This is a genomic window from Alteromonas sp. ABV4_150 (assembly GCF_056311745.1).
Map to the genome: position 1 here is coordinate 3629554 of NZ_CM149971.1, position 11862 is coordinate 3641415.

Genomic DNA, 11862 nt, shown 5'->3' on the forward strand with positions numbered 1-11862 from the left:
TTTAGCCAGAAAAAAGCCCCACAGAAGTGCAGGGCTTAGGGGAGCTTATTAACCTTGCTCAGGCATAGTACCGTCTAGGTACTTTTCGGCGTCAAGCGCAGCCATACAGCCAGTTCCGGCTGACGTAATAGCTTGGCGATAAATATGGTCGCTCACGTCACCCGCGGCAAATACACCTTCAACACTCGTTTGTGTCGCGTTGCCGTTAGTGCCACTATTCACCACGATATAGCCGTCTTTCATCTCTAGCTGGCCTTCGAAGATATCAGTGTTCGGCTTGTGACCGATAGCAACGAAAAGACCCATTACATCAATCTCTTCTGTTGCATCACTATTAGTATCTTTTATGCGAACCTTAGTTACGCCCATTTCATCACCCAGCACTTCATCAAGCGTACGGTTAAGATGGAGTACCACGTTCCCGTTTTCAGCTTTATCGCGAAGACGTTTCTCTAGAATTTTTTCGCTTCTAAAGCTGTCTCTTCTGTGAATAACGTGTACCTCTGAAGCAATGTTTGAAAGGTAAAGTGCTTCTTCAACAGCCGTGTTACCACCACCGATAACCGCTACTTTTTGGTTGCGGTAGAAAAATCCATCACAGGTTGCACAGGCAGATACACCTTTACCCATAAACGCTTGTTCTGACTCTAGGCCTAAATATTTTGCCGAAGCACCTGTTGCAATGATTAGTGCGTCGCAGGTATAGGTACCGCTGTCACCATAAAGGGTGAACGGGCGCTTAGAAAAGTCAGTTTTGTTGATATGGTCGAAAATAATTTCAGTATCGAATTTTTCAGCATGCTTTTGCATACGAACCATTAGGTCAGGACCAGTAAGCCCTTCTGGATCGCCCGGCCAGTTTTCAACTTCTGTGGTGGTAGTAAGCTGTCCGCCTTGTTGAATACCAGTTAACAATACAGGTTCAAGGTTTGCACGTGCAGCGTAAACCGCTGCAGAATAACCCGCGGGGCCTGAGCCCAAGATAAGTAGACGGACGTGTCTGCTTTCTGCCATTTTCCTCTCCAAATTATTCACCCATCACGGGCTACTTATAAAATTCTCTTAGAAAGCTAGGTAGGGGCAAAAATTTGTAAATCAAGCACAATACCCAGTTTGTTTTATTATAGTAATCTGCCAACGCAATTTCTGCAGGTTTTCATTCAGTTGCTTAATTAAAGACAAAACAAATATATACAGCGCAATGCTCAGGCTAAAGCGCTATATGATGCCTTCATGCGCAAAAAATGTCACTTAAAGATGAGGCCAATTTATACCTTTTAATTATTAAGGTCTCTTTAACTTTGTAGTATCTTTTAAGACTATTCACTGAGCCAGGTGCCAAAGGCATCTAAACGCTAAGCATGAACGTAAAGAAATAGTAGACGGTTAGTTTAAGCGCAACGCTTTATACCGAACTAAACTTAATTAACCAGAACGTTACCTTGTTTGATAGAATATTCGAGGTCATGTGCGCTAGCGTCCTGAACGCTTTGTATAAAACGCACGAAAGAAATCCCGTAAAAAATAATGCAAGAGAATTGTAATAGATAAAAAGCGGTTTACAATTTAACTATACCACCCTGAGAACGAAGAGGTTAACCATGTCTCAATCAGTAATGACAATGTTGAAAAACGGTCAGCAGTACATGAAGACATGGCCTGTGAGAAAAGAACTCTACGCTTTCTTCCCAGAGTGCAGAGTAGTTGCCGCCACCAAGTTTGGCATTAAAACTATGCCGCCGCTTGCTATGGTGTCGTGCGCACTCTTATATCAAAACTTAGGCACAGATTACCTTCCACAAACGATAACAATAGGCGCTTTCTTTCTAAGCTTACCCATGCAGGGCTTGCTATGGTTAGGACATCGCTCAGATCAATATCTTCCACCACAGCTAAAAAGCTGGTACCAGGAAATTCATTCTAAAATGCGCACCCAAGGAGTGAATATCAGTAATGCTAAGTCTAAGCCTAAGTACAAAGAGCTAGCTCAACTGCTTAAAACTGCTTTTAATGACTTAGACAACGCGTTCACTAAGCATTGGTTTAATTAGATTTAGGCACTTAAATCAAAACGGATGTAGCCTAAAAAAGTTGGGTTTGCCATTACCTTGAAATGGAAAACGTTTAGGCGGCTCGCAGCAAACTCTGACACTTTCGACATCTATACTGTGCACCTTTTAAGATATTATTATGTCTTCGCGTGGATAGTGCATAGTTGTCGCAGTCGCAAACGTATTGAAAGGTTTTAGTTACACGTTTCACATCGAACTGGTGTGTAGCGGCAGGTGTACGGTTATAAACTCTTTGCATAACCGATTGCCATTCTTTGCCATGAGGTTGAACCTTTCCAAATAACGTCCACACCAATAAGTGACTTACTTCGTGAGGTATCACATCGTTTATGAAGGCATCGGCATTTTCTTTGAAAAGAATAGGGTGAAAGTTCAGGCGGTTTTGCTGTAAAAACGCCGTGCCAGCATTCCTACCTGAACGTCTAAACGTAATGGTAGGACGTTCAAACGTTCGGTTGAAGTAACGCTCTGCTTGTTCAAAACAATAAAAAACAGCGTCGGTGATAACACGACGCTGTTCATTACTTAAATCATTTGAAGCGATGTTCCTGCCTCACTCTATGTCTTTGCATAGTTAACTGTATTTAATGTTGACTACTCGACATCACAAGGTAAACAAAGCACGTAGGTACCTTTAGGGTCGTTAAGCTTATTCACTAAACTAAACTCTTTAAGTACTCGCTTGAACTCGTTAACTAGTGACGAGTCGGCGTGAGCAAACTGCCACTTTCCTACAAACGTCATGGCTTGACCGAAAAATTCTTTCCAGAAAATTTCCTGTGCGGTTAACGTGCGCTGTACATAGAAAGTGTCGTAGTTTTCAAGTTCTGCAATCTCTGCGGCGGCAGCGACAGCGTCATCAAGAGTTCCTAACTGGTCAACTAGACCTAGTTCAATTGCATCTTCACCAATCCATACGCGACCTTGTGCAACGCTATCCACTTCCTCAACTGACATACCTCGAGCGTTAGACACTAGCGATAAAAAGTTGCCGTATGTATTTTCAACGTTACGCTGAAGAATTTGACCAAACTCTGGTGCAAGAGGGCGTACAGTAGAGAAACCAGCAAGTTCTGTTGAGCCCACACCATCACTGTGAATGCCTAAATAGTCGAGTGAATTTTCGTATGTCATGAACATACCGAACACGCCGATAGAGCCTGTAATAGTACTTGGGCTTGCAATTATTTTGTCAGTACTTGCCGCTATCCAATAACCACCAGATGCTGCGTAAGTGCTCATAGACGCGATAACAGGCTTACCGGCTTGCTGAAGCTGTAGAACTTCCTGGCGAATGATTTCAGAGGCAAACGCACTGCCACCGGGCGAGTCTATTTGAAGTACAACAGCTTTCACGTTGTCATCTAAGCGCGCTTTTCTCAATAGGCGAGCGGTACTGTCTCCGCCTATCGAGCCTGCTTTTTGATTGCCGTCTAAAATAGTTCCTTTAGCAACAACAATAGCCACTTTATCCATGTCTGACTCAATAACAGGCATAGGTGGATTAACAACTTTTAGGTACGATTTGAATGTAGTGAGGTTCACGCCATGGTTATTATCACCTTCGCCCACTAACTCGGTTAATTCTAATCTCACTTCCTCGCGAGTTTTCAATGCATCAACCCAGTTGTTCTCTAGGGCATACCGAGCAAAGTCACCACCTGCCGCTTCAAATTTTGCCAAAAGGCCTTGAAGAGTTTCATCGAAATTTGCTTCATCGATACCGCGAGCGGTTGCAACGTCTGCTTTATATTGTGCCCAATAGCCGTCTAACCATTGCTTTTCAGCTTCTTTAGCTTCTTCAGACATATCGTTTCGCATGATAGGCTCAACAGCAGACTTGTACGTTCCTACACGGAAGATATGGGTTGTTACTTTTAGTTTTTCTAGCATGTCTTTAAAGTACATGCCGTAGCGCCCGTAGCCCTCAAACATTAATCCGCCCATTGGGTTTAAATAGATGTTGTCTGCGTGAGCTGCTAAATAGTATTGGTCTTGCGAGAAGTAATCGCCGATGGCGTATACCGGCTTTCCTGATTCCTTAAATGCGTCGATAGCGTTCGCAACACTGCGCAGTTTATCTAAACCGCCACCTGTTAGCCCGTGAAGATCAAGCACTAGGGCTTTTATACGTCGGTCTTTCTCGGCATTCTCCAGGACTTTTACAACATCGCGAACAAGCACTTCTGGGTTTTCAGGCTCACTGCCAAGCGATTCCTGCAAAAACTGTTCAAACGGGTCAATACTTTCCTTTTCAATGACTAGCTTACCGTTAAGCGTTAGGAAGAGCGCGCTATCTTTATTCACTGACAACGGCTCATCGTCCTGACCGGCAATGGCGATAATCAATCCAACAAAAATAACAATGAATATCAAATTAAAGAAAAGTTTGCGGGTGAAGTTAAGCACCGTCCACAAGCCAATAAACAAGGATTTTGTCCAATTTCCTTTGGCTGCCATTTTTATCACTACCTTTTATGAATTAACTAATCAGAGCAAGACGAAACAGGTGTATCAAGCCCAATGTACTGCACTCTATTATGTTACCTAAATCGAGTAAGATCGCTAACTTAATTGTAATTTTTTGTAAGTGCTTATGCCTTTTGTGTCGCCGTGCACAAAATCACAGTGCGGACGACGCTGCTGAGCACGTGTTATCGTTTTGCCTCATCCTGGGCCAGCCACTTGCTAATTAGCTTGGCTATGCGCTGATGATCTTCTTCACTCATCAGCATGAGTAGTTTGCCTTCTCTTGGCCTTTTCGCATTATCCGAGAGAAAGAAGATGACTTATTTTTGTTAGGTGAAATTTTTTTCATATAGTGCCGTTCTTATTTTCTAAGCACACCTATTGGATAAAACAATGACACACCTCTATCAACAATTTGTTGCACGTCTACAGCTAGCTGACGGAATCCCATTACTTTTACTACGTATATATTTAGCTCCAGTGATGATACAGGCTGGCTGGAACAAAGCATCTAGTTTCGACAGTATAGTCGACTGGTTTGGGAACGATGATTACGGGCTTGGATTACCCATGCCTTTAGTGATGGCATTCCTTGCTACCGCCGCCGAGTTGGTAGGGGGCATTTTGTTGTTGTTTGGCGCGTTAACCCGGTTGGTGAGTATACCGCTTATGATAACAATGATCGTCGCCATGGTAAGCGTACATGCTGAAAATGGCTGGCTAGCCATAGCTGACGCTTCATCATGGTTAGCTGACGGTACTATTTTATTAAATGAGAGCATTATGGCTGCGCCAGAAAAACTGTCGGCCGCTAAGTCGCTGTTACAAGAGCATGGTCATTACGACTGGCTAAGCTCAAGCGGTAATTTTGTCGTACTCAATAATGGCATTGAGTTCGCAGCTACGTATTTCGCCATGTTGTTCGTTTTATTTATTTATGGCGGCGGGCGCTTTTTCAGCGTGGACTACTATTTTAGTAAAATGTTCAGTCGCAAAAAGAACTAATTTTACGATTACCCACTCTTGGGATATTCACGTGAAAAGGCCGGAATTTTCTGGTCTTTTTTATTTATCAGCCGTAGGATCTACCACATAGTACGGGTATGCTTTTTAACTTAGTCATACCATTTTAGTTACGCGCTAGCATGTGGGCCAACAACCATATGAGCCAACAACCATATGAGTGAAAAGTAGGGACGTAAATGGACGCATTAACATTATTACTCAATAGAAGTTCTCAGCCTCGATTAGAGGCACCTGCGCCTAGCGGTGATGCTCTGGAGAATATCATGCAGGCAGCCCTTCGAGCACCAGATCACGCTTGCCTTACACCGTGGCGTTTTATTGTATGTACTGGGAAAGGGCTTGATAAACTTGGTGCACTTTATGAACAGTCTGCTATTGAAAATGAGAAATCGCAGAAGGAAATCGAGCGTGCCGTTCAGCTACCTCACCGTGCTCCTATGATTATCGTTGCAATTGCCAAGCACACTGAGCACGAAAAAGTACCGCGCGTTGAACAAATTGCCTCTGCTAGCTGTGGTGTGATGGCTATGCAGATGGCAGCGGTGGCGCAAGGTTTTAACGGAATGTGGCGCACCGGCAGCTATGCACATTGTGAAACAGTAAGAAACGGTTTAGGTTTAAGTAAAGATGATGAACTCGTCGGGTTTTTATATTTGGGCACGCCAGCATTTGAACCTGCGCCTAAGCCGCAGAGAAATAGTGATGACTACTTCGAATTTTGGCAGTAGGTGTTGGCTTTCTCGCTAAATCATGCCGAAATCTGACCTAAATAACGAGTTGTTTCAAATACAGGTCTGTTGTTATCAATAAATAACAACAGACCTGACAAGCATTCTAAAACGATAGTTCTACGTTGTAGCCAGCAAACTTTCTAATATTGATAACGCGGTCACCGTCTAGCATCCAATACTGACCTTTAACGCCCTGCAATACGCCGCTAAAGGACGGGTCTTTATCAAGATTCAAAGATTTTATTTTCACTGGGTATTCTTCTACAGGGTAGTGAATGTCGTGAATTGGCGTAGTAACTTCGGAAACAGCCTGAAGCCCTTTCTCTTGCTTTAGCGCTTCTAAATCATTTTCAATTTTGCTCATCAACTCTGATTTAACCTGCTCTAGGTCGACCTCATCGGGCTTTCCTTTGAGCATGGTGCGCCAATTGGTTTTGTCAGCAATATGGTCTTTGCATAAGGTTTCAACTAAACCGCTAGTCAGCCTGTCAGGCACGCGCAACATGACGGTAGCCTGGGTTGCACCTTGGTCCATCCATCGTGTAGATACACCATCTGTGACTTGCCGGGTAATGCCTACTTTTACGGTGCCGGTATTTGCTAAGTAAACAAAGTGTTCGCTAAAGCAATGTTCTTCACCCCATTGAGGCTCTCTACACGTACCTTCGTGGTAGTGGCACTTTTCTGGTTTGATAATACAGCTATCACATTGAGCAAGTGAAATTAGACAGGGATAGCAATACCCTTGGTTAAAACTCTTCTTCGTTTTACGGTTACAGTGAACACAATTAATCTCACCGGAAAAAGTAACGGACACCTCTTTACCAATAAGCTCATTGATATCTAACAGTGCATCGCCGATAGGCAGCGTGTAATTAACTTTGTTATTTTCGTCTGCAGAGGTACGCATTTTTTTCAGCATACCTGAATAGTTTGTTGTCACTTTTTAAACCTTTATTCTTTAAAATCTTTCTAACTTGGCATTAGTGCTAAGTTTAAGTAAAACCTTCGGCATTAATCTTCTTAGGAAGATTAGTCGCTTAATTCGCCACGCAGATTTTTTGTTAGCAAATTGCACACTTCTTCAAAAGGAAGCCCTTTACTTAATAAATAGTGCAGTTTGGCAAGGGCGGCTTCAGGGGTCATATCGCTACCGGACAAAACGCCTACTTCCTGTAAACCGTGTCCTGTTGCATAACCACCCATATTCACGCGACCACGCATACATTGGGTGCAGTTTAAAACAGGTATTTCACGGGATTTAGCGTATTTAAGCTGCGCAATAAGCTCGGGGTTCTGAGGCGCATTCCCCACGCCGTAGCTTAGTAGGATTAAAGCATTTACAGGCTGTTGCAGGGTATTTTTAATTACCTCAGGGGCAATGCCTGGGTATAAACTTACCATGCCAATAGGCTGTGCCGACACATTAGATACGGTTAAGTTATGAGCGGGGACTTTTGCTAATTCTCCCGCTTTAAGCCGAATATTTATGCCTGCCTCTAATAGAGGAGGGAAGTTAGGCGAGTCAAATGCGCTAAATCCGTCTGCATCCACTTTGCGGCTTCGGTTACCGCGTAACAGCCGGTTATTAAAGAAAAGCCCGACCTCAGCGATAGGAAAGTTTGCAGCTACAAACAATGCATTAAGCAGGTTAACTTGCCCGTCTGAACGAAGTTCAGCTAAAGGAATTTGTGACCCAGTTACTATCACTGGCTTTGACAAGTCTTCTAACATGAAGCTCAGTGCTGAGGCGGTGTAAGCCATCGTGTCGGTGCCATGCAATATGATGAAACCGTCATACTTGTCATAGTTATCGGCGATATCATCGGCAATACGCTGCCAATCCGTTGGATCCATATCTGATGAATCAATGAGATTGTCGTATTCGTGGAGCGTGAAAAGGGGCATTTCAGAGCGATGAAACTCTGGCATATTTTTAAGCGTGTCTGACAGGAAGCCAGCGGCTGGAACGTAGCCCTGTTTAGATGGCTTCATGCCAATTGTTCCGCCTGTATAGGCAATATAAATATGTTTGCGCATGAAAATGCTCTTACCCTTCAAAGCCCTTAATAAAGGGACTGCGTATTTTGAGGGCATTCTAACAATACCTACAGGTTTGTCACCCATAAATAGGGGGCATAAAAAAAGCGGTGAAGACCACCGCTTTGTGAAGCTATTTTTAGTTAACGTGTTCGGCTTGGTGCATAAGCTAAATAGGCAAGTTATGAATTAACTAGAACTCTTTCCTTAGTCTTACTTAACTTAGTCTTATTTCACTTCTTTGCCCGCTGCCTGTTGGTCAGCGTGGTAGCTAGAGCGAACCATTGGGCCGCATGCTGCATGGGTAAAGCCAATCTCTTTAGCATAGTCACCTAGAGCATCGAACTCTTTCGGGTGAACATAACGTTTAACCGGGTAGTGGTGACGGCTTGGCTGAAGGTATTGACCTAAAGTAAGCATATCTACATCATGAGCACGTAAGTCATCAAGTACGCCTTGAATCTCTTCGTTTTCTTCACCCATACCCATCATAAGGCCTGACTTAGTCATAACATCTGGGTGCTGTGCTTTGAACTTTTTAAGTAAGTCCAATGACCACTGATAGTTTGCACCTGGACGACACTCGCGGTATAAGCGCGGAATAGTTTCAAGGTTGTGGTTAAATACGTCGGGTACGCCGTTTTTGAAAATCTCAAGCGCACGGTCCATACGTCCACGGAAATCAGGGACTAACACTTCAATGGTTGTCGAAGGGCTGTGTTCGCGAATTGCGTTAATGCAGTCTACGAAATGCTGAGCACCGCCGTCGCGAAGGTCATCGCGGTCAACTGAGGTGATAACTACATAACGCAGGTTCATTTCAGCGATGGTTTTAGCCAGCTTTTCAGGTTCTTCAGCGCTAGGCGGAAGCGGCTTACCATGGGCTACATCGCAGAAAGGGCATCGACGAGTACAAATGTCACCTAAAATCATGAAGGTGGCGGTACCGTGATTAAAACATTCTGCTAGGTTAGGGCAGCTTGCTTCTTCACACACAGAGTGAAGATTGTTTTTGCGCAGGGTTTTCTTGATATGGTCAATCTTCTCGGTGGTACGAGGAAGTTTGATTTTGATCCACTCGGGCTTGCGCAGCATTTCTTCCTTTTCTGTAGGAATAATGGTGACGGGTATGTGTTTTACTTTTTCATCATCGCGAAGTTTTACCCCCGCTTGAGGTCGTGCGTTACTCATCAAAACCTTCTTTGTATGTTGGCTGTGCAAGGGAAAGCGCTTCTAGCAACAACTGCGTTAATTCCTTACCAGCGGTTTCAAGTGTCGTTGGACCATTAAGGCGCGCGGTATCGATCATTTCCATACCGGCGTAACCACATGGGTTGATACGCTGAAACGGTGATAGGTCCATATTAACATTTAAAGCCAAACCGTGAAACGAGCAGCCATTACGTATTCTTAAACCTAGCGAACAGACCTTCTTCTCGTCAACGTACACCCCAGGCGCATCGGGCTTTGGGTAGGCCTTTACGTCATACTTGGCAAGTAGTCCGACCACTGCTTCTTCCATAGCAGTGACCAAATGACGTACGCCTAGTTTACGGCGCTTTATGTTAAGCATTAGATAAATGACTTGCTGGCCTGGGCCGTGATAGGTGACTTGACCGCCACGGTCAACCTGAACAACAGGAATATCACCAGGCATCAAAATATGCTCAGCTTTACCCGCTTGCCCTTGTGTAAATACCGCATCATGCTCTACAAGCCATATTTCATCTGGCGTATTCTGATCGCGCTCATCAGTAAAGCGTTTCATCGCCTCAAAGATTGGGGCATAAGGCTGACGACCTAGTTGGCGTACAATAACGCCATCTACGGTAGTCACTGTCGACTGCTCATTCACTTAAAGTACAACCCTTACAAGCTCTAACTTAGCTAATTCAGTGTAAATGGTTTCCATATGCTCTTTACTGGTAACTCGTACGCTCACAGACACCGAGTGGTAAGTACCTTTACTGCTTGGTTTTACTGTGGGTGAATAGTCGCCAGGCGCATGCTGCTGAAGACAGCCCACTACCTGTTGTGGTAGGTCTTCGTGGGCAACGCCCATTACTTTAAAGGTTTGGTTCGTTGGAAAATCTAGTAGTTCGTCGAAACGGGTATCCATGCGATATCCTTGGTACTTAAAATATCATATAAAAAAACGGCCAGATTGTAACAAATCTGGCCGCTTCACAACTAGCTTTTTAACGTTTTCAGTATAGTAACTTACTCGTCGTCAAAACCTAGCTGAAGCATAATGTAGTCTTTAGCGCGGTTAAAGAAGCTGCCTTCTTTGACTTCTTGAAGTGTCACCAAGGGGTAACTTGCTACATCTTCACCATCTAGTTGTAGGTAGAGTTTCCCAACAACCTGTCCTTTTGCAAGTGGTGCTTCTAGCTTATCGTCAAGCTCAAAGTTAGCTTCTAAGTTTGCCGCCTGACCGCGTGGAATAGTAATGGGGGTAGATTGGTTGATTCCAAGGTCTACAGTTTCTCTATCACCCATGTATATACGATGTGCCACAAAACTATGGCCAGCTTCATATGGAGTAAGTGTTTCGTAAAAACGGAAGCCGTATTTAAGCAGCTTTTTGTTTTCAACTTTACGTGCACGTTCGCTGTCAGTACCCATAACTACAGAGATAAGGCGCATTCCGCCTTGCTCCGCTGATGTGATAAGGCTGTAACCTGCGTCTGACGTATGGCCAGTCTTGATGCCGTCAACGTTCAAGCTTTTATCCCATAACAGGCTATTGCGGTTGTATTGCTTGATGCCGTTATAAGTAAACTCTTTTTCGCTGTAAATTTTGTACATTTCTGGTGTCTCAGCAATAAGCGCGCGAGACAAAATGGCCATGTCACGTGGTGTAGTGTAATGATCTGGGTCGTGCAAGCCGTGGGCGTTTACCCAGTTTGAACTTGTCATACCGAGTGACGCTGAGTGAGCATTCATCATGCTAGCAAACGCAGACTCAGAGCCCGCTACGTGTTCAGCCATTGCTACACAGGCATCGTTACCTGACTGTACGACGATTCCACGAAGCAAGTCACTTACAGAAACCTGTGTACCTACTTCAATGAACATTTTTGATGAATCTGGGAATTTTTTTGCCCATGCGTTCTCAGAAATAGTAACTTCATCGTCCAGACTAATGTTGCCTGCTTGAAGCTCTTTACCAATGACATAAATAGTCATGATTTTGGTTAAGCTTGCTGGCGCAAGCTGCATATCTGCGTTTTTTGAAGCAATAACGTTACCGGTTTCATAGTCGGTAAGTAAAAAACCTTCTGCAGCTACAGTGGGGGCCGGAGGAGTAATTACTGCAGCGTTAGCCGTTTGTAGTAATGTCCCCAACACCACAAAGGCAAATGATAGTATTGACGGTTTAGCGCGTTGAATTATTCTGAGCATGGTTCTAATTTCTTTGACCGTTTTTCCGTGTAAGTTAAAGCTTACCCTGTTATTGCGATAACCGCGAAGCGAATACCTCAAAACATGGCTACCCAATTTTAGCTTTTATCCAGTTCGTA

At 44.0% G+C, this 11862-nt stretch carries 12 protein-coding genes; 3 read left to right on the forward strand and 9 right to left on the reverse strand.

Annotated elements, in window-relative coordinates:
- Nucleotides 1-48 precede the first annotated feature (48 nt).
- Nucleotides 49-1014: a thioredoxin-disulfide reductase gene (trxB, locus tag ACYX4M_RS15705; protein WP_476080817.1), complete on the reverse strand. Its 966-nt coding sequence runs from the start codon at nt 1012-1014 to the stop codon at nt 49-51.
- Between the two features lie 587 nt (nt 1015-1601).
- Here trxB and yfbV point away from each other — a divergent pair.
- A complete protein-coding gene (yfbV, locus tag ACYX4M_RS15710; protein ID WP_476080818.1) occupies nt 1602-2051 on the forward strand; it encodes a terminus macrodomain insulation protein YfbV in 450 nt (149 codons plus the stop codon).
- A 73-nt stretch (nt 2052-2124) separates the two neighbouring features.
- Here yfbV and ACYX4M_RS15715 read toward each other — a convergent pair whose 3' ends face one another.
- Complete coding sequence (locus ACYX4M_RS15715; RefSeq protein WP_476082895.1) at nt 2125-2616, reverse strand: SprT family zinc-dependent metalloprotease; 492 nt, start codon at nt 2614-2616, stop codon at nt 2125-2127.
- Nucleotides 2617-2666: 50 nt separating this feature from the next.
- Entirely contained in the window at nt 2667-4532 is a 1866-nt protein-coding gene (sppA, locus tag ACYX4M_RS15720; protein ID WP_476080819.1) for a signal peptide peptidase SppA, read from the reverse strand.
- Nucleotides 4533-4934: 402 nt separating this feature from the next.
- Here sppA and ACYX4M_RS15725 point away from each other — a divergent pair, with 402 nt between their 5' ends.
- Both ACYX4M_RS15725 and ACYX4M_RS15730 read left to right on the forward strand, forming a co-directional pair.
- A complete protein-coding gene (locus tag ACYX4M_RS15725) occupies nt 4935-5546 on the forward strand; it encodes an HvfX family Cu-binding RiPP maturation protein (protein WP_476080820.1) in 612 nt (203 codons plus the stop codon).
- Nucleotides 5547-5743: 197 nt separating this feature from the next.
- Nucleotides 5744-6295, forward strand: a complete 552-nt coding sequence (locus tag ACYX4M_RS15730) for an NAD(P)H nitroreductase (protein ID WP_334058373.1) — start codon at nt 5744-5746, stop codon at nt 6293-6295.
- 106 nt (nt 6296-6401) lie between these two features.
- On the opposite strand, the gene ACYX4M_RS15735 is transcribed toward ACYX4M_RS15730, so the two are convergent.
- The 6 genes from ACYX4M_RS15735 to ACYX4M_RS15760 form a co-directional block, all read right to left on the reverse strand.
- Nucleotides 6402-7241, reverse strand: coding sequence for a DUF2797 domain-containing protein (locus ACYX4M_RS15735; protein ID WP_476080821.1), 840 nt, complete (start codon nt 7239-7241; stop codon nt 6402-6404).
- Nucleotides 7242-7330: 89 nt separating this feature from the next.
- Nucleotides 7331-8338 carry an asparaginase gene (gene ansA / locus ACYX4M_RS15740; protein WP_476080822.1) on the reverse strand — a complete coding sequence of 336 codons (1008 nt, stop codon included), beginning with the start codon at nt 8336-8338 and terminating at the stop codon, nt 7331-7333.
- A gap of 228 nt (nt 8339-8566) precedes the next feature.
- On the reverse strand, nt 8567-9529 hold the full coding sequence (lipA, locus tag ACYX4M_RS15745; protein WP_179983312.1) for a lipoyl synthase: 963 nt from the start codon (nt 9527-9529) through the stop codon (nt 8567-8569).
- Nucleotides 9522-10175, reverse strand: a complete 654-nt coding sequence (gene lipB, locus ACYX4M_RS15750) for a lipoyl(octanoyl) transferase LipB (RefSeq protein WP_474872928.1) — start codon at nt 10173-10175, stop codon at nt 9522-9524. The genes lipA and lipB overlap by 8 nt, the downstream gene beginning before the upstream one ends.
- A gap of 18 nt (nt 10176-10193) precedes the next feature.
- Nucleotides 10194-10457, reverse strand: a complete 264-nt coding sequence (ybeD, locus tag ACYX4M_RS15755) for a DUF493 family protein YbeD (protein ID WP_118495092.1) — start codon at nt 10455-10457, stop codon at nt 10194-10196.
- A gap of 101 nt (nt 10458-10558) precedes the next feature.
- Nucleotides 10559-11743 carry a serine hydrolase gene (locus ACYX4M_RS15760; protein ID WP_476080823.1) on the reverse strand — a complete coding sequence of 395 codons (1185 nt, stop codon included), beginning with the start codon at nt 11741-11743 and terminating at the stop codon, nt 10559-10561.
- Nucleotides 11744-11862 lie beyond the last annotated feature (119 nt).